At 63.0% G+C, this 20,219-nt stretch carries 23 protein-coding genes and 1 tRNA gene; 3 read left to right on the top strand and 21 right to left on the bottom strand.

What is annotated here, in order from left to right:
- Position 1: 1 nt before the first annotated feature.
- From J2X11_RS04750 to J2X11_RS04695, 12 genes are all read right to left on the bottom strand, one after another.
- Complete coding sequence (locus J2X11_RS04750; RefSeq protein WP_309967252.1) at positions 2-169, bottom strand: rubredoxin; 168 nt, start codon at positions 167-169, stop codon at positions 2-4.
- Positions 166-399: a rubredoxin gene (locus J2X11_RS04745; RefSeq protein ID WP_309967250.1), complete on the bottom strand. Its 234-nt coding sequence runs from the start codon at positions 397-399 to the stop codon at positions 166-168. The genes J2X11_RS04750 and J2X11_RS04745 overlap by 4 nt, the downstream gene beginning before the upstream one ends.
- A complete protein-coding gene (locus J2X11_RS04740) occupies positions 396-1,580 on the bottom strand; it encodes an alkane 1-monooxygenase (protein WP_309967248.1) in 1,185 nt (394 codons plus the stop codon). Before J2X11_RS04740 ends, J2X11_RS04745 begins: the two co-directional genes overlap by 4 nt.
- 91 nt (positions 1,581-1,671) lie before the next feature.
- A complete protein-coding gene (locus J2X11_RS04735; RefSeq protein ID WP_309967246.1) occupies positions 1,672-2,565 on the bottom strand; it encodes a type II secretion system F family protein in 894 nt (297 codons plus the stop codon).
- 2 nt (positions 2,566-2,567) lie between these two features.
- Complete coding sequence (locus J2X11_RS04730) at positions 2,568-3,503, bottom strand: type II secretion system F family protein (protein ID WP_309967244.1); 936 nt, start codon at positions 3,501-3,503, stop codon at positions 2,568-2,570.
- Positions 3,500-4,906, bottom strand: a complete 1,407-nt coding sequence (locus tag J2X11_RS04725; protein ID WP_309967242.1) for a CpaF family protein — start codon at positions 4,904-4,906, stop codon at positions 3,500-3,502. The genes J2X11_RS04730 and J2X11_RS04725 overlap by 4 nt, the downstream gene beginning before the upstream one ends.
- Entirely contained in the window at positions 4,903-6,096 is a 1,194-nt protein-coding gene (locus J2X11_RS04720) for an AAA family ATPase (protein ID WP_309967240.1), read from the bottom strand. The genes J2X11_RS04725 and J2X11_RS04720 overlap by 4 nt, the downstream gene beginning before the upstream one ends.
- Positions 6,093-6,800 carry a Flp pilus assembly protein CpaB gene (cpaB, locus tag J2X11_RS04715; protein ID WP_309967238.1) on the bottom strand — a complete coding sequence of 236 codons (708 nt, stop codon included), beginning with the start codon at positions 6,798-6,800 and terminating at the stop codon, positions 6,093-6,095. Before cpaB ends, J2X11_RS04720 begins: the two co-directional genes overlap by 4 nt.
- Before the next feature lie 19 nt (positions 6,801-6,819).
- On the bottom strand, positions 6,820-7,929 hold the full coding sequence (locus J2X11_RS04710) for a pilus assembly protein (protein WP_309967236.1): 1,110 nt from the start codon (positions 7,927-7,929) through the stop codon (positions 6,820-6,822).
- Positions 7,914-8,279, bottom strand: coding sequence for a TadE/TadG family type IV pilus assembly protein (locus tag J2X11_RS04705; protein WP_309967234.1), 366 nt, complete (start codon positions 8,277-8,279; stop codon positions 7,914-7,916). Before J2X11_RS04705 ends, J2X11_RS04710 begins: the two co-directional genes overlap by 16 nt.
- A gap of 124 nt (positions 8,280-8,403) precedes the next feature.
- Positions 8,404-8,592, bottom strand: coding sequence for a Flp family type IVb pilin (locus tag J2X11_RS04700; RefSeq protein WP_309967232.1), 189 nt, complete (start codon positions 8,590-8,592; stop codon positions 8,404-8,406).
- A 444-nt stretch (positions 8,593-9,036) separates the two neighbouring features.
- Positions 9,037-9,519, bottom strand: coding sequence for a sortase family protein (locus J2X11_RS04695; protein WP_309967230.1), 483 nt, complete (start codon positions 9,517-9,519; stop codon positions 9,037-9,039).
- Between the two features lie 105 nt (positions 9,520-9,624).
- Between J2X11_RS04695 and J2X11_RS04690 the strand changes: the two genes are divergently transcribed.
- Together J2X11_RS04690 and J2X11_RS04685 are read left to right on the top strand one after the other, a co-directional pair.
- Positions 9,625-10,194: an RNA polymerase sigma factor gene (locus J2X11_RS04690; RefSeq protein WP_309967228.1), complete on the top strand. Its 570-nt coding sequence runs from the start codon at positions 9,625-9,627 to the stop codon at positions 10,192-10,194.
- A 14-nt stretch (positions 10,195-10,208) separates the two neighbouring features.
- Positions 10,209-11,192 carry a DUF4349 domain-containing protein gene (locus tag J2X11_RS04685; protein WP_309967226.1) on the top strand — a complete coding sequence of 328 codons (984 nt, stop codon included), beginning with the start codon at positions 10,209-10,211 and terminating at the stop codon, positions 11,190-11,192.
- Here the strand turns inward: J2X11_RS04685 and J2X11_RS04680 are convergent.
- The 9 genes from J2X11_RS04680 to J2X11_RS04640 all read right to left on the bottom strand — a co-directional run bounded on the left by J2X11_RS04680 (position 11,189) and on the right by J2X11_RS04640 (position 19,628).
- Entirely contained in the window at positions 11,189-11,533 is a 345-nt protein-coding gene (locus J2X11_RS04680; protein ID WP_309967224.1) for an MmcQ/YjbR family DNA-binding protein, read from the bottom strand. The genes J2X11_RS04685 and J2X11_RS04680 overlap by 4 nt on opposite strands.
- 31 nt (positions 11,534-11,564) lie before the next feature.
- Positions 11,565-11,978: a VOC family protein gene (locus J2X11_RS04675; RefSeq protein ID WP_309967222.1), complete on the bottom strand. Its 414-nt coding sequence runs from the start codon at positions 11,976-11,978 to the stop codon at positions 11,565-11,567.
- Positions 11,979-11,997: 19 nt separating this feature from the next.
- Positions 11,998-12,444: a hypothetical protein gene (locus tag J2X11_RS04670; protein ID WP_309967220.1), complete on the bottom strand. Its 447-nt coding sequence runs from the start codon at positions 12,442-12,444 to the stop codon at positions 11,998-12,000.
- Between the two features lie 31 nt (positions 12,445-12,475).
- Positions 12,476-14,608 carry a DEAD/DEAH box helicase gene (locus J2X11_RS04665; RefSeq protein ID WP_396127868.1) on the bottom strand — a complete coding sequence of 711 codons (2,133 nt, stop codon included), beginning with the start codon at positions 14,606-14,608 and terminating at the stop codon, positions 12,476-12,478.
- Between the two features lie 245 nt (positions 14,609-14,853).
- Positions 14,854-14,929: transfer RNA gene (locus J2X11_RS04660), tRNA-Ala, on the bottom strand.
- Positions 14,930-14,971: 42 nt separating this feature from the next.
- The gene (gene sepX, locus J2X11_RS04655; protein WP_309967216.1) at positions 14,972-15,754 is read right to left on the bottom strand and encodes a divisome protein SepX/GlpR; all 783 of its coding nucleotides are present in this window, start codon (positions 15,752-15,754) and stop codon (positions 14,972-14,974) included.
- A 249-nt stretch (positions 15,755-16,003) separates the two neighbouring features.
- Complete coding sequence (locus tag J2X11_RS04650) at positions 16,004-16,558, bottom strand: GNAT family N-acetyltransferase (protein WP_309967214.1); 555 nt, start codon at positions 16,556-16,558, stop codon at positions 16,004-16,006.
- A 46-nt stretch (positions 16,559-16,604) separates the two neighbouring features.
- Positions 16,605-18,245 (bottom strand): molybdotransferase-like divisome protein Glp, encoded by a 1,641-nt coding sequence (glp, locus tag J2X11_RS04645; RefSeq protein ID WP_309967212.1) that lies wholly within the window; start codon positions 18,243-18,245, stop codon positions 16,605-16,607.
- A gap of 9 nt (positions 18,246-18,254) precedes the next feature.
- Complete coding sequence (locus J2X11_RS04640; protein ID WP_309967210.1) at positions 18,255-19,628, bottom strand: UTP--glucose-1-phosphate uridylyltransferase; 1,374 nt, start codon at positions 19,626-19,628, stop codon at positions 18,255-18,257.
- A 25-nt stretch (positions 19,629-19,653) separates the two neighbouring features.
- On the opposite strand from J2X11_RS04640, the gene J2X11_RS04635 reads away from it, so the two are divergent.
- Positions 19,654-20,217: a 5-formyltetrahydrofolate cyclo-ligase gene (locus J2X11_RS04635; RefSeq protein WP_309967208.1), complete on the top strand. Its 564-nt coding sequence runs from the start codon at positions 19,654-19,656 to the stop codon at positions 20,215-20,217.
- Positions 20,218-20,219: the final 2 nt, after the last annotated feature.

The raw sequence follows: 20,219 nt of genomic DNA, 5'->3' as shown, positions 1-20,219 counted from the left end.
ATCAGACCAGCTCCAACATCGTGAAGTCCGCCTTGGCTGCACCACAGTCGGGGCAGGTCCAGTCGTCAGGGATGTCTTCCCACTTCGTGCCGGGTGGAATGTTCTCTTCTTCCCAACCTTCAGCCTCGTCGTAGATGAAGCCGCACTGCTGGCACTCCCACCGCTTCATGACTGTTCCTTCTTGGCGCGCGTCTCCGCAGCGATGATGTTGCCGTCCTGGTCGTTGTGATCGAACTCTTCGATCGGCACGAAGTCGACCTGCTCGCGTACGCCACAGTCCGGGCATGTCCAGTCGGCGTCGACCTCCGCGAACGGAGTGCCGGCGGGCCAGCCTTCGCGAGGATCGCCCTTGTCCTCGTCGTACACGTACTCACAGTTGGGGCAGATGAACTGGCTCATGCTGCGTACTTCCTCGCGTACTTCGCGGCTGTGCGCGGGTGAACATTGGCGAGGCTGAGGTCACCGTCGTAGTGGCGCATGACGCGCTTGTCCATCACGGAGCGCCAGATCTGCGGCACCCACGAGAGAACGATCATGCCTGCATAACCCGTCGGAAGGACCGGAGCTTCCTTGAAGTCGCGCAACGCCTGGTAGCGGCGCGTCGGGTTCGCGTGATGGTCGCTGTGGCGCTGCAGGTGATAGAGCAGCACGTTCGTGCCGATGTTGTTGCTGTTCCAGCTGTGGCTCGGGTTGACCCGCTCGTAGCGGCCGGACTCCAGCAGCTGGCGCTTCATGCCGTAGTGCTCGAGGTAATTGACCGACTCAAGCAGCCAGATTCCGGCAATCGCCTGCAGCGCCAGGTAGGGGAGGATCTCGGGGCCGAATGCGACCGTGAGTCCGCCCCACAGGACGACGGAGAACATCCAGGCGTTGAACAGGTCGTTCTTGATCGACCAGTGGCTCTTCTTCTGGCGGGCGAAGCGCTTCTTCTCCAGCTCCCAGGCGCTCTTGAGGCTGCCCCACACCGTACGAGGCATGAACTCCCAGACGGTCTCGCCGAGGCGGCCGCTCGCCGGGTCTTCAGGCGTGGCGACGCGTACGTGGTGGCCGCGGTTGTGCTCGATGAAGAAGTGTCCATAGAAGGTCTGCGCGAGTGCAACGCGGGCGAACCAGCGCTCGTACTCCTCCTTCTTGTGTCCGAGCTCGTGAGCCGTGTTGATGCCGATGCCTGCAACCATGCCAAGGCCGAGGGCGAGGCCGATCTTCTGGGCGACGGTCAGTGGGTCGTCGATGCCGGGCAGGGTGCCGCCACCGAGCAAGTAGGCGCCCCAGATGAGGCCAGCGATCTGCACGGGGATAAACGCGTACGTGACCCAGCGGTAGTAGCGGTCCTCCTCCAACGCGTCGATGACCTCGTCAGGCGGGTTGTCGCGGTCGATACCCGCAATGGCATCGGCGATCGGGATCAGCACAAAGACGAAGAACGGGCCGAAGTACCACGACACGGTCGAGCCGGTCCACGCGTACAAGCCCCACATGGCCATGGGGATGAGCGGAATGATCGCGCCCATCAGCCACAGATAACGCTTGCTGTCACGCCATTGGATGTCGACTCCGTCGACAGTTGCCTGGATCGTCATGTCGTCCTCCTTGTGCACCCTGGGAGTTGCCTCAACGGCAGGTGCTTTACATGAAGGTAGCAAATGTAAAGTGACGTAGCAAGGGCTTGCGTCAGAGTGATTTGCCCATGGCAAGGAAAGCGGGCGTCAGGATCACGATGAACAAGACGGGCATGACGCACGTCAGCATCGGGAAGAGCAGCTTCACCGGAACCTTCTGGGCCGTTTCGCGCGCTCGCTGCCGACGCTTGTCTCGCATCTCCTCAGCCTGGACTCGCACCACCTGCGAGATGGGGACGCCGAACTCCTCGGCCTGAATGATGCTCTTCGTGAACCGGCGAAGATCCTCGACGTTGTTGCGCGAGGCGAGTGCAAGGTACGCGTCGCGTCGAGCCATACCCAAAGTCATGTCCTGTACGGTCCGGACGATCTCCTCGCCGAGAGGGCCGCTGTTGTTTGCCCCCACGCGAGCCATCGCTGACTCAAATCCCATTCCGGCCTCAATCGAAATGGTCATCTGGTCGAGGACGTCAGGAAGGTCGTACATCATTCGCTTCTGACGTTCTTCTGCTCGACCGTGAACGATGATGTCGGGCGCAAAGTACGAAATACCCAACGCCACAAAGAAGATCAACCAGAACATCGGCTTGTCGGCTGAGGTCACGACGGGCGTGAGCAAAAGGACCAGCGCTGGAGTCAGGACCTTGAACAGCACCACGAGCGGCAACCGATCCGCACCGAGTCCGGCCAACGCCAGATGCCGTTCAATCCGGGTGACTGCCGAACGCGTGGCAATCATTCTGAGCGGGCCCAGCTCCGGATGTTTCGCGGCGAGCTGCTTGCGCGGCGCCCCAGAGCCGTCAACGGGCTTCACCTGCATGGCCTGGATGCGCTTCTTCATCACCTTCTTTGCGGACGACCCCTCGATCTCCAAGGCCGGCGCCAAACACACAACGGCCAAGGCGACGAGCAGTACCCCCACGACCAGAGAAAAGTTGGGACCCATGATCAGACCTTCACATTCACGATGACGCGCATCCAGAAGCCGCCCACGACAAAGAGCACGAGCGAAATGCCCAACACGACCAGCCCTGCATTGCCGTCAAACAGCGGCGCCATGTAGCCCGGATTCACCACGACCATGCCCAGGGCAACAAATACTGGCAGCGCCATCAAGACAATCGCTGACATCCGGCCTTCTGCCGAGAGGGTTTGGACCTCTCGGAGGATCGCGTTGCGTTCGCGGATCGTGTTGCCGACTCCATCGAGCACCTCGTTGAGGTTGCCGCCTGTGTCTCGCTGTACGGCCACAGCGTCGGCGACCCAGCGAAAATCGTCACTTTGCATCCGGGTGGCCGTCGTGTGCATTGCTTCGACGAAATCTCGCCCGATTCGGTTCTCGTTCACGATGCGCGCGAACTCCTCCGAGGTAGGTGCCGGGGCTTCCCGCGACGCCGTGTCCATCGCGCGCGGAAGGCTGTGGCCTGCCCGGAGCGCCGAGGCGATCATCTGGAGTGACTCATCGAGCTGGTCGCCAAATGCCTTGCGGCGCTTCGAACCACGACTACGAAGCACGACCTTGGTGATCACAGGAACAAGCACTGCGCACCCGAGGCCGGCAAGAAAGCTGCCGGTGACCGCAGTGGAGATCAACAAGACCGTGAACGTAAAGGACGAGACGATGACGACCAAGGAGCCGGGGGTGACCCCCAAAGAGGCCATTTCGATCTCCTGGGCAGGAAACGGAACCCACCCACGACGCTTGAGGATCGAATCAACGAATGAGGCCAAGCTGTCCGTGAGGACGACGAGCTGCGGCTTGGCTGGCACATCGGTAGGACGCCGTCGCGAAATCGCCAACTTGCCCACACTTGGCGCCAGGGCCCCGTACGCGAGCGAGCCGAGCGCGGCGATGACGAGTACGACTCCGAGAAACAAGCTCATCGAACGACCCCTCCCATCGCTGACATGAAGGTCTCCGGCGAGTAGGCAATGCCGTACTCCTCGAACTTGTCAATGAACCGCGGGCGGATTCCGGTGAACTTCTGCGCTCCCAGGAAGCGCCCCTCGGCGTCAGTTCCTGCGCTGAAGTCGAACGTGAAGATGTCCTGCAGGACGACCGTGTCGCCCTCCATTCCCAACACTTCGGTGACAGCCGTGACCCGTCGCGAGCCGTCACGAAGTCGCGTCAGCTGCACAATGAGGTCCACTGCGGAGGCGATCTGCTCTCGCACAGCTCGCAACGGGAGATCCATTCCAGCCATCAGGACCAGAGTTTCCAGGCGGGAAATGGAGTCTCGCGGCGAGTTGGCGTGAACCGTCGACAGCGATCCGTCGTGACCGGTGTTCATCGCCTGGAGCATGTCGAGGCTCTCGCCACCACGCACCTCACCAACCACGATGCGATCGGGTCGCATTCGCAGCGAGTTGCGCACCAGGTCGCGAATCGTGACCTCACCCTTGCCCTCGATGTTCGGAGGGCGGCTCTCGAGGCTCACGACGTGGTCCTGCTGCAGCTTGATTTCGAGTGCATCCTCGATCGTCACGATCCGCTCATCCGTCGGGATGAAGGAGGACAACACGTTCAGCAGCGTCGTCTTTCCGGTGCCGGTACCGCCCGAGACGATGATGTTGAGCCTCGACAGCACGCACGCGTGCAGCAGCTCAGCCATCGGTTCGGTGAAGGCGCCGAAGCGTACGAGGTCAGCCACCTTGAACGGGGTTTCGGAGAACTTGCGGATCGTCAACGACGATCCATGCGCAGCAAGCGGCGGAATGATGGCGTTGACGCGTGAGCCATCGGCAAGTCTCGCGTCGACCAACGGCGACGACTCATCAATACGACGACCAACGTTGGCCACGATCCGCTCGATCACCCGGCGGAGATGCTCTTCTGAGGCGAACTTCATGCCGCTCTCAATGAGCCGGCCGCCGCGCTCGACGTAGATCCGCTCGTGGCCGTTGACCATGATTTCCGTGACGGTCGGATCCTGAAGAAGTCGCTGGAGCGGCCCCAGACCGAGGGCATCATCCTCAATGTCCTGGATCAGCCGCTTGCGCTCGTCGGCCGTAAGAAGGAGCTGCTCGGATCCAACGATGCGGACAAGCTCCTCTCGGACGAACTCCTGGAGCTGCTCCTCGGTCAGTGTTGCGTCGCTGATGCGACTACCGATGCTTTCGAACAACGAGTCGATGGCGCGCGCCTTGACCGACGCAAGCGCATCAACGGGCTGTGGCTCAGGCTCCTCGTTCACCCGCTTTTGGGTCGTGCGAGCTCGCTTGTAGCCGTCATCGACCGGCTCAACGACATTGAGCCGTGCTGCATCGAGCCGATCGCTCAGACTCATGAGAATGCAACTCCCTTATGTGCGAATGGGGCAGGAGCAGGCCCTTCACCCTCGAATCGCTTGACGACGTTCTTGATGGCCTTCGCGGCAGCCCCGCTCTTGGCCTCCATCAGCACCGGTACTCCGCGATTGGATGCCAGCGCCACTTCGGGGGCACGAGGGACCACTACGTTGACCGGCAACCCGACAACCGCTTCGACGTCACGTACGGAAAGACCCGACTGGCGATCAGCGAAGTTGAGTACGAGGTGGCGCGCTCCGGGCAGGATGTTCAGCGTCGCAAGCACTTCGATCTCCTTGCGGACGTTGCGAACGCTCGCAACGTCCATGCTCGACACGAACACTGCATCGTTGGCTTCCTCGAGGGCTGCCAAGGTCGGTTCATCGAGGCCCGCACCCGTATCTACGATCACGAACCGGAACTGCGAGGCGAGCGATGCGAGAAGCTCCCGAACCTGCTTGGCTCCGATCTTGTCGGCCGCAGCTGGAGACTCTGAACCACACAACGCATAGAACCCTGCTGGGTGCGCGGTGAGGAAGGTCTTGAGAAGCAACGTGTCCAGCCCGCCCTGACTGGCAAACGCGTCAGCGAGTGAGTGAGCAGGCTTCAGGTCCAGATGCGTCGCGACATCGCCGAACTGAAGGTCCAGGTCGACCAGCACGACGTCCATCGGTGCCTGCTTCGCCAGACCGACCGCCAAGTTGACCGCGATGGTCGACTTGCCTACCCCACCCTTGGGCGAAGCAACCACCACGACCCGACTCTCGACGGTCCGCTCAACCTCTTCGTCAGTGGATCGGCGGCGAACATTGCGCCGTGACGAATGGTCGTGCGCCTTGAGGAGCATGATCCGGAATTCTTCGTCGCTCGCCTCGGGCGACAACACGTCCCGGATACCTGAACGCATCGCCTCGAGGATCAGGTCGTTGGTCGGCTCAGCAACCAGCACCACGCTGATCTGCGGGTGCATCGCGTCAAGCAGGCTCGCCACCGACATCGTCGTATGACGGCTGATCTGAGGTCCAAACACGACCAGATCAGGAAGGTGGTCATCGATCATCAAGGCGCGTATGTCGAACTCCGGCTTCTCGACGACGAGCGCCGAGATCGGAACCAACAGGTTGCCGGGAAACTGCCCCAACCGGAACTCCAGGCCGCCATCGCCACCAAGGAGGAGGATCCTGCTCATTTCACCACGTCCTTTGACTCGATCATCTTGGAACCTGACGTATCGGTCTGAGAGTTCTGCAGCGTCAACCACACCTTGCCGAATTCGGCGGCATTCACGATCCGCTCGGCGTCCAGCGGATCGACCGCGAACGTGACAAGCGAGGGGACGCCTGCTTCGTCGGCGCCCACCTTGCCGAGAGCCGATTGCGAGACACGTGTCACGAGCAGGTTGTTCTTGATGACGTTGGTGTAGCCGCCGTCGTTGCCTTGTTTGGCGTAGCTGACCACCAGGCCAACCCGGTCACCTGCCTTGATGGTGCCTGTGGGCATACGCGGAGCCGACAGCGAAATGCTGACCTCCTGCATGCCAGCCGGCAGCGACGATGACTTGCCGTCCTTGCCGGTGAGGGCTCCGAACCGCGCCTTGAGCAGCTGCTCACCAGGCTTGAGCGAAACGTTCGTCGACAGGGACCTGACCGAATCCAAGCTGGTCAGAGCACCTTCGGCCCGCACACTGACCGGCACCTTCTTGAGCTCGACGGCCGTGGTGATGCGGCTGGCCGGCGTCTCCGCAGGGATCTCATCCTTGACGACCAGGACTTCGACCAGCTGCGCACCATCGAAAGCTCGCTCGTCTGCCCCATTGGCGTAGTTGACGAGGGCGATGATGCCCATGATCGCGAGGACAGCCGCGCTGACAATCGCTACGAGTTTCTTCTTCACGGGTGTTCCCTTCTCATGGCTAGTTACTCAGCCGGGTGGAGAGCTTGACGCCGCCGAGATCCGGCGCAGCGCTGTCATAGGCAAAGACCTGATCGGGGTCCTGTACGACGGATCGCACGAAGTAGCCCTGAATTCCCTGGCAGGTCAGAGTCAGGATGTTCAGGCAGGACGGGGTCGCCGTCGCATCGTTCTTGGCGTTGCCTGGCTCCTGCCAACCTGTGATCTTGAAGGGCGCAAAGCCAACGATGCGCAAGGTGATCGAAGAGGACAGCACGGTGAGCGGCGAGTACGACTCGTAGATCGGCATCATCGCGATCGTGCCCAGCTTGAGCTTGTTGACGCAGGCCGTCGGAGCAATCACCGGTGAGACCGTCGAGACGATCATTGTCTCGATGATCTTGACCTTCATGTTGCACAGCGACATGTTGCTGACGTCGAAAAGGTCCAGTACGTCGACCAGTGCGGTGAGCCATACGGCCCCGTTGCTCATGTTGAGTGCGTGGCCGGTTGGCCCAGTACACGTCGAGTTGGGGAACCAGTTCGTCAGCGGCAGGCCGAGCAAGTTCAATGTCGCGATCAGACCTTTGAGAGTCGCGCTCAACAAGTCGGTGCGCAGCAGAATGTGTTGCGTCGCGGGGTAGTCGTTGGCCAGGTACTGGCAGTAGCCGACAGCCATAGGCAGAAGGGGGTAGCCCTCTTTGGGTGCTTTGTCCCAGGTCGCCGTCGCCCGCACCGTCGCAGTCTTGGACGAAACACCGACGAGCTTGGCGAACGCGAACGGCATCGTCTTGACGGACTCGACGGTGACCGACGTCGAAGAAGGACTGACCGTTCCCACGACCTCGGCACTGGCATTGCTGATGTTCTGGCCGACCACAAAGTTGGCCGTCGACTTCGGGGCGTTGCCGTTCGCCGAATAGCAGGTGTTTCGGTACAGGGCGCAGTCCTGGGCGATCGCGAGCGCCGCATTGTCGGTTGCGGTCTGAAGCTTCTGCCTCTGGACGTACGCATTGCCCACATCGACGCTCATACCGACAGCTGCGATGAGGGTTGTGGCGAGAATGCCGACCAGGACTGCAGTGACACCTCGATCGTCCCGGCGCTGGCGTCGCTTTAGGTTCCACTGCATCGCGCTACCGCCTTTCCAGTGACTGAGTACGTGGTGCCGAAGAATTTGGTGGCCGAAGCCTTGGATGCGTTGGTGATGGTCACGGTCACGTTCCCGAACGTTCCGTCACTGGCCTGTGCGCACGAGGTGTATCCGGAGGTGAACGTGATCACCGGGGTCAGCGAGCTCGGCATACCGGCGCTGACCGCGGCCGCCTTGGCCTTCGTCGTGTTGTTCTCGATGGTCATCGAGCGCGCAGCAACGAAGGCGGCGTTGTTGTACTGGGCTGATGTCTTGTAGCGCTCACCGAAATCGATGACGCCACAGATCAGCAGAAGCAGAAAAGGGACGATAAGTGCGAACTCGACCATGGCGACTCCACGATCGTCCCGAGCATGACGAGGCATGAGCTCGGCCGAAACCACGTCGCGCCGTGAACCCCGGGGGATTCGCGGCGCGACATCAGCGCCCCGAGTGCGCTGTGTGGTGTTCGACTTACAGGCTGATGCCCGTGAAGAGGCCGTTGACCTTCGGGCCGAGGATGGCAAGACCTGCCACCACGATGACGGCAACGCCGGCAGCCATGAGTGCGTACTCGATGGCGGTTACGCCATCTTCGTCACGACGCTCAGCGCGTGCCTGGAACGACGACAGAACAGCGAACAACTTGTTGAATGCAGACATGTGAGTTACTCCCTCAATCATTTAAGTCACTCAGACGAGTGACTCTCCCAAGCCCCAAATTAGGCCCACTTTGGCCCGCTGTCTGCACATTTAAGGATGATTATTGCTAGTCATTTCGGACTATGGACGGAGGTTCAGCGCAGGCGGAAAATTGCGAGCTTCGCTGGCGGCGATCAGGGGATAATTGACTGGAATATCGCCAAAACTCTGGGCCCAAGGCCAAATACGCCGGCCGAGGCGAGCAGTGCCACTGCTGTTGCCAACAAGCCATATTCGATCGATGTCACTCCCTGGTCGCCTTCGCGATCAGTTGTGCGCCTTTGTACTCCCCAAAGGTTCATCATGTCCGCTCCCTCGGCTCATGGTGCGCCCCCAACACACGAATCCAAGGTAGCCCGGTCAGGTCACCGAGGAGTCGAATCTGAAGGAAATGACTCGATCGGGTCAGGCTTCGAAACGTTCCAAGCCGACCAACACCAGCCTGGTCTTGGTCACGCAGGTCTGCAGGACCAAGTCGGCTTCGGGAAGGTCCCCGACCGTCACTTCATTGCGAGTTTCGTAGGTCAGGCTCGTCACCACGAAGATCCCGTCATCGACGCCTTTGCCGTCCAACTCGACCGCATCGCCCTCTTTGAGTTTGGACATCCAGAACATGCCACCGCAGTAGTCGTGCTCAGCGACAAGGGTCGGCCGGCCCTCTCCCAGCCACACCGCGACGGGCCCCTTGCACTCGTCGAGCATGGCGGTGGAGCCATCGAGATTGGTCAGCCCGTACGTCGTACGGCTGAACCGTGGCTCAGGCGCTTCACGCGGCGGAACCACCACCGGCGCTTCTACACTCTTGGCGCTGTCGGTCGGAAGCTGAACTGCAACAACTGTGACGACCAGCGCGATGAGGCCGACGACCAGCACGATCATGCGTCGCATGCCTGCACCTCCTCGCGCACGTTCTTCTACTTTACTGAGACGTTCGTGGTTGTCTCGACATAAGTGGAATAGACGTCCGAACCAGAGCGAAGATCGGAGCCGACGGTGGCCTCACCGACAACAGAAGCACCCCCGCACGGCGACGCGGAGCTGTTGGCGCGTGCCGCCGATGGCGATCGTGCCGCCTTCGGACAGCTCTACGACCGCCACGTGCGCCCGGTCTATTGGCAGGCGTTTTCGGTCGTACGCGACGCCGACGAAGCCGAGGACATCACCCAGGACGTGTTCATCACAACCTGGAACAAGATCCGCGCCATCAACCTGGTCGACGAGTCCGCTCTGCCGTGGTTGCTGGTCACCGCACGATTCACAGCACTCAACGCCCGCCGGCGGGCCCTCAAGGCTCGCCACAGCGAGCTCGACCAGGACATGGTCGACGACGGATCGTCCGTCGAAGACGAGGTCGAAGGTGCACAGATACGGGCCGAGATCGACAAGGCCGTCGCAGCTCTCTCGCCCACCGACCGCCAGCTGTACGACCTCTGCGTCGTCGGCGATCACACCTACGAACTCGCAGCCCGCGAACTCGGCGTGAGCCACGCCGTCGTACGCAATCGACTTTCCAGACTTCGAAGCCGGCTCCGTGCCGACCTCCGCTCCATGAGGACTATCTAAATGAGAGGGCAGCAATGAACGCCATGCTCACTGACGACCGCATCGAGACGATGCGCTCCACTGTCATGAATGCCGTCGACAGCGACATCAAGCGCCGTGGCACTCGTACCCGCCGAGTGGTCGGCCTCGCCGCCGCCAGCGTGCTGGTTGTCGGCTTCGGCACCTTCGGACTCAACGCCATCAACGGTCCGAACGACGGCAACGACGACGCGCTCTCCCGATCCTCGATCGAAGCCGGCGACAGCGGAAGCGACTCCAAGGCTGCGGCACCCGACTCAGCCGCGGGAGCGCTGACAGATGAGGCGGCACCTGAGGCTGGCCGCGACTCATACCTGCTCGACGCAGACCGCGAAGTGATCGTGACGGGCTCGGTCAGCGTCACAGTCGGCGATCCGCGCGGATCCGCTCAGAAGGTCAGCGCGTATGTCGACTCGATCGGTGGTCGCGTCGACTCCCGAAGCGAGAGCTCCGACGACAACTACGAGGCCGCGTATCTCGAGGTCCGCGTGCCGAGCAACAAGGTGACGGCGACGATCGCCAAGCTCAAGACATACGGCTCGGTCACCAATGTGTCGCTCCAGAACCAGGACGTGACGTCTCAGGCCCAGGATCTCGACGCCCGGATCGATGCACTCAAGGTGTCGATCAAGCGTCTCCAGAAGATCATGGCCGACGCGACGACGAGCGGCGAGCTGATCAAGGCCGAAGGCGCACTCACCCAGCGTCAGGAGCAGCTCGAGAGCCTGGCGGCGCAGCGGACGTCCATCGCCGACCAGGTGCAGCTGTCGACGCTCTCTATTGAGCTGTCAGAGAAGGCCAAGGCCGACAGCGTCTCCCCCGGCGGTTTCAAGGGTGGGGTGATCGACGGCTGGAACGCATTGGTCTCGACGCTCAACAACATCGTCGAGTTCGTCGGGATCATGCTCCCTTGGGCCGCAATCGCTGTGGTGCTCTACGGCGCCTACCGGCTCATCGCTCGTCGCCGCGAGTGGAACTAGCGACCTTCTAGGTATTCACGCGCCAGGAACTTGGGCACGCACATGCGCCAGGCATCGATGACCAACTCTTCCATCTCGTCGACCTCGAGCATGGCCATCCGGGCGGCCACCCACTGATAGCGCATGTCGCTGGGGTGCGGCATCAGGAAGGTGTCCGGTCGGTTGGCCACGAGGTCGGCCCGTTCCTCCTTGGGGAAGCCGAACCCCATGAACTCCTCGTCGCGTGAGAACGCTACAAACACCAAGCTGCCCACGCGGAACTTGATCCGGTCACGCACCAACACTTCGTACGCGCGTGGCAGCGTTTCGGCGAGCTGACGCACATCCTCCACTGTCACCATGTCGGCGAGCGTACGACGCCGAGGCGACAATTCAGGAACCGAGGATGTTGACCATCCAGGCGATGCCGAACTTGTCGGTGAACATCCCGAAGGTGTCGCCCCAAGGCACCTTCTCCAGCGGCACACCCGGTGTGCCACCGGCAGACAGGCCATCGAAGTAGCCGCGCAGCTCTGCCTCGTCGTCACCGCTGAGCGAGATCTGGATGTTGCCGCCGCCGGGGCTCTGCTCCACGTGCTCCGGGGTGTCGGCGAGGAACAGCGTGAGTCCACCCGGCGTGACGATCGAGGCGTGCATGACGAGCTCGGCTTCGCTCGTGTCGGCCATGCCGGGGGTATCGCCGAACGTGTTGATCTCCAACTCGCCACCGAAGACCGAATGGTAGAACTCGGCGGCTTCCTTCGCGTTGTCGCGGAAACTGATGTAGGGGTTGAGCTTGGTGGCCATGTCGTCTCCTCGAGTCAGTTCAGCCAGTCTCGTCGATGACCGGCTCGGGCACCAGCGTCCAGACGCTCATAAGCCCCGTACGGATCTCGCTCCACCACGTCGGTGGTTTCGGCTTCCTGACCTTGTCCGGGCGAAGCTCGTCGGCACCATCGCGGTCAGGGGTGGCGGTGCAGGTGTTGGCGCGCAACGACTCATCCGCGTAGATCACCCACGCTTCGCCGACCGCTGGCACTGGTTCGTACCAAAGCTCGTCGAAGGCAATCCACGTACGCGCGTCGAGGTCTGGACCGCTCCACACCTCGCGGACAACGAACAGGTAGGCGTCACCACGCTGCTGGACGATCGTCCCAGCGAAACTGGAATAGGGCTTCTGCTCGGAGAACGGCACGCAGCTGAGCGCTGACGCAGGCGCCGGCACAAGCAACGGCGCAAGGAAGATCAGCGGAACGAGCCAGCGAGCTCTCATGCTTGAGTATGTCGCCGGCATCGCGATCGTCTCAGGCTGACAGTGCTTCGGTCAGCAGGGCAACGAGTGCCTCAAGCTGCAGGTCGGTCGAGTCCGAGAGCTCCTCGTCCGAACCATCGAGCGCGCGAGCCGCGAGTCCGGCCTTGCTGTCGATGAGCTCGGCGATCTTGGGATCGAGCGTCTGCGAGGCAATGATGCGCCACGCCGTGACGGGCTCGGCCTGGCCGATGCGGTGTACGCGGTCGATCGCCTGGGTCTGCTCGGCATCTGTCCACGAAAGCTCGGCGAGCACGACGTTGGAGGCGGCCTGAAGGTTGAGGCCGACACCCGCAGCAGTCAGCGAGCAGACGGCGATCGCGACGTCTGGATCGTTGGTGAATGCGTCGATGGCCTTCTGACGTGCCGTAGTGCCCTGGTTGCCACGGATCGAGATGTACTTGATGCCGCGCTTGTCGAAGGTCGCCTCGGCGGTGTCCATGACATCGATGTGCTTGGCGAAGAAGACGACCTTGCCAACGCTGTGCGCGAGCTGCGCCGTGTAGTCGGCAGCCAGCCCTGCCTTGGCCTGACCGATGCGTCGCATCATGCTGAACACGTTCTCGTCGGTCTTGCTCGACGAATCCTCGCGCTCCCAGGTGGCAACACGGCGTACGAGCTCGTGATCGATGCCCTCGACCGTGATGCCTTCCTTGCGAGTGGCCAGCGCGCTTTCGTAGCGAGCAACCATGCGCTTGGCGAGCTGGCGCTCGGCTTCCTTGATCGAGCGCCCGGCCTCGTCGTCCAGCTCAACCGGTATGTCGGCGATGCGGCGGGCGGGAATGTCGGCGGCGACGTCGATCTTGCGACGGCGAACGATGCCGAGGTCGATCACGGCGTTGCGGGCGGCTGGGTAGAACCCAGGATCGACCGGAGTCAGACCGGTCTCCTCCAGAGCATGCATCAACTCGGCACGCGGCTTCTTGCTGTCGATCCAGCCGAGGTACTCCCAGATGGCCAGGAAGTCGTCGATGTCGTTGATCAGCGGTGTACCGGTCAGCGCCATCAGCAGCGGGCGGGCTGTGCGGGAGCGGATGCGGTCGGAAAGCTCGAGCACGTGCTGGGAACGCTGCGAGGACTTGTTCTTGATGAAGTGCGCTTCGTCAAGCACCATCCCGCGGAACCCGAGGTCGCCCAGCCAGCCCACGTGACGGTCGAGCACCTCGTAGTTGACGATGACGATGTCAGCGAAGCCGTCGATGTTGTCGCCGTCGCCGTGGATCACGGTCGCCTTGTGGCGAGGCGTCCAGGTCTCGGCCTCGCGGGCCCAGTTGGTCTTGACGACGTTGGGCACAACGACGAGCAGTGGGTAGGCCTTGGCAGCCTGGGCTGCGAGCAGCGCCTGAGCAGTCTTGCCGAGGCCGGGCTCGTCGGCGAGCAGGAACGTACGGTGACCGTCGGATGCGGCATCGACCAGCTGCGACTGGTGGCGCATGAGCTCGAGACCCGCGGGGACGTAGTTGGAGTCCACGTAGGGATCCGGAAGGTCCATGCAGGCCGACGCTCCGCCTGCGGCGCGCTCGAAAGCGTTGAGCAGCGGCTGGAGCAGCTCCCACGTACCGAGTCGGCGGGCTTGGACCTTCTGTGACTCGGCGGCCGAGAAGTCAGGCACCACGAACGGGTTGGCAAGCTGTCGGGTGATCACTGACTTCGGGACAACTTGGCGTTCGGCAGCGCGGGACGTCGGCGTGGGTTCAGCGACAACCTCCGGCTCCTCCTCGAGCTCGGCGCCGGTGGCGCTCATCATCTTGCGCTTGAGCTCCTTGGCACCGTCGGAGATGACAGCGTTCTCGCCGAGGAGCGACATCAACGAGGTGTCGCTGGCCGCGGTCCTGGCCAGGATCGTGCCGATCCCGTCGAGGCGCTTCAGCAGCTCTGCGCGCTGGGACTCACTGATCGTGGCGTCGCCGCGTACGCGGGAACGCTCTTCGCGCGCCAAGAGCGCTACGGCTTGGAACTTGGTGCGAAGGGTCGGCGAAACGCGACCGGTCTGCGCACCGGCTTCGACCTCACGTACGGCGCGGGCGAGGACGGACATGATGTCCTGCGGTCCGCGGGCTCGCCGCTGACCTTGACCTGCATTGCGCTGGCGTGGTGTTGCCACGTTCCTCCTTGTGCCCGGCTCCATGCCGGGCGCACTGCTGAGCTCTGTCACGATCCGAAATGGATCACGACGTTTGCGCTCGAGGCGCCGAAGTGCCTGACGAGCATCGATCAGCTTGACCTTGATCGAGTCATGACTCTGACCTGCGGTGGATCACCCGATGTTCGACATCGTGACCTCGTAGACACGAGGTGCAGGCGGCTCAGCCGCTGGTAAGTCACACAATACCGCTCCACGCCGACGGATACGACACAGCGGGGCCTTTTGATTGGTGGAGCATAGGAGATTCGAACTCCTGACCTCTTCGATGCGAACGAAGCGCGCTACCAACTGCGCCAATGCCCCTACGGCGGGCAACTTTAGCACCGGCGCCGGACGAAGCAGCGGTCAGTGACCGACGGCGCGACGTTCTTCGTCAGCACCTTCGCGGCCGGGCATCTCAACGTCCTCGCCCTCGATGTGACCTGACGTCCAGGCGCCTGCTGCGCCGAAGTCGATCGTGCGAACCGTGCGTCCGGCGCGAGGCTTCGTGACGTACGTCGGAAGGGTGACAGGGAGCGGATCCCATAGCGCTTCGCCGGTCGTCGACACGCTTGGAACGGCGATCACAATCTGATCGTCCAACGCATCGGTCTCGAGCGGGACATCTTCCATCACGTGCTTGCGACCCGGGTTGATGTCCTCGAACTGGCCCGAGACGGTGATCGTGTCCTCGGACTCCATCACGGCCTGACGAGCTGAGCGGCTGATGCCCAGCTCGGTACGAACCTGTAGACGGCACGCCACGAGCCACGCAACGATCAGCGCAGCGGGGGCAGCGATCGAATAGATCGGGATGACACCAACACCTGCGACAGCACCGACGATGGCGGCAAGCGCGAGCAAAGTCAGCAGCGTGCGACGACGGCGAGCAGCCGCGACACGAGCGGCTTTGCTCGAGATCTTGGGGGCGGTAGGCGCCTCCACGGCGGCCTTGATGACCGGCTCGCTCACTTTGAGCTCAGGCTCTGCGGCTTCTTTGGGGCGATTGATGACGCGGCTCAGGAATCCAGAGGACTCAACCGAGGCGTTCTTGGTGGCTTCGTCGTAACGGCGCAGCGCGAGCGGCACGAAGTACGCCGCCCACACGGCGACGACGAACGCGATGATCAGCCCACTGCTTGAACCCACGTGCAAAACGGTATGCCGTGAGCGCTCCCGAACGGGGCAGCCGTGGCCGTGTGTCGGCTGAGAACTTGTGTGACTGGTGTGACAGACGGGTGATTCCGGGGGGTGCCGGTTAAGCGAGCGGCGTATCCGCGCCCGATCAGGCAAGGCAGAGGAGGGAGGCGCACCGGGGTTGTGCGACGACCGACGATAACGCCGCCGGGCGGGATGCGGGGCGGCGCGAGTCAGGCAACTTCCCCCGGAATCACTCGTCTAGTCGGGCGGAGTGGGTCCAAGGCGAGAAAGTACGCCGTCTTGGGCGTCCTCGGCCAGCACCTGGAAGACCCGATGATCGCGCCAGGCTCCGGAAATGTGCAGAAATCTCGGGGCCAGCCCGATCTCGGTGAAGCCGAGTTTTTCGACGATCCGCAGGCTGGCAGCGTTCTCCGGACGGATCGCGATCTCCACTCGATGCAAACCCGTTGTGGTCAGCAGATGGTCCGTCACCAGCGCGACGGCGGTCGGCGTAATCGATCTGCCCGCATGTGACTTGGCAACCCAGTAACCCATGCTGGCCCAGCGAGCGGACCCCCAGGTGATGCCGTTGACGGTCAGCAGGCCGACCATTTCGTCGTTCCAGGTGACGGCGAACGGCATCGCGTAACCCTGGCGTGCCCGGCGGCGCAAAGTGCCAATCATTCCGGCGTACGAGGTCGCGGCCGGCCCAGCTTCGCGCGGGAGCGTCGCCTCCCACGGTCCGAGCCAATCAACGTTTTCGGCACGCAACTTTGCCCAGGTACGAGCGTCCCGGCGACGAAGCGGCCGCACCCCGACAGCACCGTGCCGCAGAACAACCGGCCAACCCGGACTCAAGCTAGTAGGGCCGATCCAGAACGAGAGTGCGGACCGTGTCGCCAAGGTTGAGGGCGGTCTGGTCCTCCCCGACGATGATCAGCGCATTGGACTGAGCCAACGATCCTGCCAAATGCGAGCCGTCACCCGCGATCGGTGTGACCTTCGCACCGCGGTGAGTGACCTCGAAAACGCCACGTACGTACTGGCGCACGCCCGGAGGTGATTGCAGATCAGACGCCAGAACTGCGTGCACCATCGGGCGCCGGTAGGGCGTGCGGCCCATCATCCGGCGGATTGCCGGGAGGACGAACACCTCGAACGAGACGTACGCCGAGACCGAGTTGCCAGGCAGCGTGATGATCGGGGTCTGCTCGTCGAAGACGCGACCGAAGCCTTGCGGCATGCCCGGCTGCATTGCGACATCAACGAAGTCGACCGTGCCGAGAGCGGACAAGGTCTCCCGTACGACGTCGTGCTCGCCCTTGCCGATGCCGCCGCTGGTCACGACGAGGTCAGCGCGTACGAGTTGCTCAGACAAAACCCGGCGGAACGCCTTGGGGTTGTCGTCAACCGCGCCGACTCGGTAGCAAATCGCGCCAGCCGCGCGCACGGCCGCGGCGAGCATGTAGCTGTTGCCATCGTTGATCGAGTCGTAGTCGAGATGAGTGCCAGGTTCGCGAAGCTCGCTGCCAGTCGAGATGACGACGACACGAGGACGAGGACGGGCCTTGACCCGCGGTGAGCCGAGCGCGGCCAGCAGGCCGATCTCGCGCGGTCCGAGGACGGCACCCTCTTCGAGTACCCGATCGCCAGTCTTGACGTCACTGCCTTGGCGACGGATGAACGCACCCGGAGTGGTCGACGCAAGGATCTCGACCCGGGCGTTGCCGTGGTCGGTCTGCTCGTACGGGATGACTGCATCGGCACCGCGAGGGATAGGCGCACCGGTCATGATCTTGACCGCGGTTCCAGCGCTGATGGCGAAGGGCTTGGCCGATCCTGCAGCGATCTCACCGACGACCGGAAGCACGATGGGGTTCTCGCGACTCGCGCCGATGACGTCCTCAGCTCGTACGGCGTAACCGTCTGTCGCGGAGTTGTCGAAGCGCGGCAGGTCAGATGGACTGACGAAGCCTTCGAGCAGCGGAAGACCCAGCGACTCAACGAGCGGCTGGTCGTACGCGCCCAACGGACCGATGCCACGCAGGACCTTCTCGAGATGCTCCTCGACGGTCAGCAATCCCTCTTTGATACTGGCTGGTCGGGCTCGTCCGGTGTCGACACGATTTGACGGTGCAGCCGGCTCCGGGTCCTCGGGCTCTGGCTCGACTGGCGCCCCACCACTGCGAGCGAGGTCGGCAGCCGTCGGAGGCGGGCCACCCAACGTCGGGGTCGGTTCGGGTTCGGGCTCTGGTTCTGGCTCTGGTTCCGGCCCTACCTCTTCAACAACAGCCTCGGCGGTTTCCTCGGGCGGAGGTTCCTCATCGGGCGGCGGCTCATCGGGGATGGGCACGTCTGCCGGAGGTACGTATGTGGACACCTGCTCGGTGCGCTCGATGTCGTTCGGCTCGTCCTCTTCCGGCTCTACCTCATGAGGGGGAAGAGGGTCCAACGGAAGCATGTTCTGCTCCGACCCACCTTCGGTCTCCTCTGGGGACATGCGGTCAGCCTAACCGTCACCGAGGCGTGTGGACGGAGCAACAGTCTCGGGCACGCCGGTGTCCTCAAGGGCCACATCGCCGCTCACGGCGACTCCGGGTCCGAATGTCCAGTCGCCGCGGACCGTCAACGAGCGCGCGTCAAGCAACGATGGCGGCACCGGCAGACGGCGATCAAAGTCGGTGATCGTTGAGTAGAAGCGCCGATCGAGATCGACCAACGGCGCTTCGCCAGACGTCCGCAGCCGGAAGTCATCGCCGAGCTCGTACACATCCGATTGCAGCAGAAGCAGGTCGTTGGTCGTCTTGACCGGCAAGAACCGAGACCGATCCACCTCAATCGCCGTGGCTCCGTCGAACACCTCGACCGCGGCACCCATCGCGCACTCGATCTGAATCACCTTCGGCGACGATTCATCGGTCGGGTCGACCGTCTTTTCGTTGCGGATCAGCGGTAGCCCGAGGATGCCGTGGCGCTCTTGGAGAGTCGCACGTACGACTTCGAGGTCGAGCCACAGGTTGTTGGTGTGGAAGTACGTATGGCGCTTCGGGTCATCGGCGAGCGCGACGTCCTCTGCAGCGATCTGCGCTGTGTCCCGCAGTACGAGTCGCCCGTCGCTCTTGCGTACGACGATGTGTCCACCCTTGACGTCCGCAGGAGTACGTCGGCACACCTCAGCGGCATACGGCGCACCCGACGCGGCGAACCACGCCATCATCGCGGGATCGGGCGCCGCTCCAAGGTTGTCGGCATTCGAGACCGTCGCGTACCGGAAGCCGCGATCGATCAGGGCGTCGAGGATGCCTGACACCTCGAGCGCGGTGTAGAGGTCGCCGTGACCTGGAGGACACCACTCAAGACTTGGATCGGCAGGCCAGTCGACCGGCGTGAGGTCGTCGGCGCGGAGCTTGGGCTCGCGGTTCTGCAGGAAGTCGATCGGCAGACCGTCGACCGCGAGGTCGTCGTACGGCGCCAACGCCCCAAGAGTGTCCTCGCGGGTGCGGAAGCTGTTCATGAACAGCAGCGGTACGGGCACGCCCAGCGACGCTCGCAGCGATCGAACTTGTCCCACGATCACGTCCAGGAAGGTCAAGTCGCCGTGTGCGCGAAGCAGCGTCTTGGCTCGGTCGAGTCCCATGCCGGTGCCGAGCCCGCCATTCAGCTTGATGACTGCGGTCACTGAAGCGGCCGCGCGGCTGGCATCTTCATCGTGCGAGATCTTGCTCGCGTGGGAGATGTCGACCAGCGGCTCGACATCCGCCTCACGGATCAGACCGGTCGCTCCATCCGCGAGCTGGGCGTAGAAGTCTGAGAACACATCGATCGCATGTTGTGGCACGTCGGCTTCTGCCATCCGTCGCTGTGCCTGCTCCAGTCCGTTCATCGGGTCAAAGGGTAGCGTCAGCCGCGTGACGAAGGACGAGTTGCGCACGGACCTCCTGCGGCGTCGCCGGGAGATGAGTGATGACGTACGCGCCGAGGCCGCCGAAGCCATCGCGCTGCACGTTCTCGCTGCGCCGATCATCTCGTCCGCGCGGCGGGTCGCTTGCTATCTCTCCATGGCGACCGAGCCCGGCACCGCTCCGCTGATCGAACGGCTGCTCGCACGCGGCATCGAAGTGATCGTGCCGCTCAGCCTGGCCGATGGAACGCTCGATTGGGCTGTGTACGACCCCGCCGCCACAACCACGGTCACCACACTCGGCATCGCCGAGCCAGAAGGCTCATCGCTTGGTTCGGCAGCAATCGAGGACTGTGCGCTGATCTTCGTTCCGGCCCTCGCAGTCGACCACGCTGGCATGCGACTGGGTCGAGGCGCCGGCTATTACGACCGCGCGCTCGCAGGCACCACCCGGCCAACCTGCGCCGTGGTGTTCGCGCACGAACTGATCGAGTCCGTGCCGCACGAGCCGCATGACGTACCGGTCAACATGGCCGTCACCCCGAACGGGATTTTCCACGTTCCCGAATAAGA

The organism is Aeromicrobium panaciterrae (assembly GCF_031457275.1).
Classification (GTDB): domain Bacteria; phylum Actinomycetota; class Actinomycetes; order Propionibacteriales; family Nocardioidaceae; genus Aeromicrobium; species Aeromicrobium panaciterrae_A.
The sequence above is the reverse complement of the archived record's forward strand: the minus strand, read 5'-3'. Positions and strand labels throughout refer to the sequence as shown.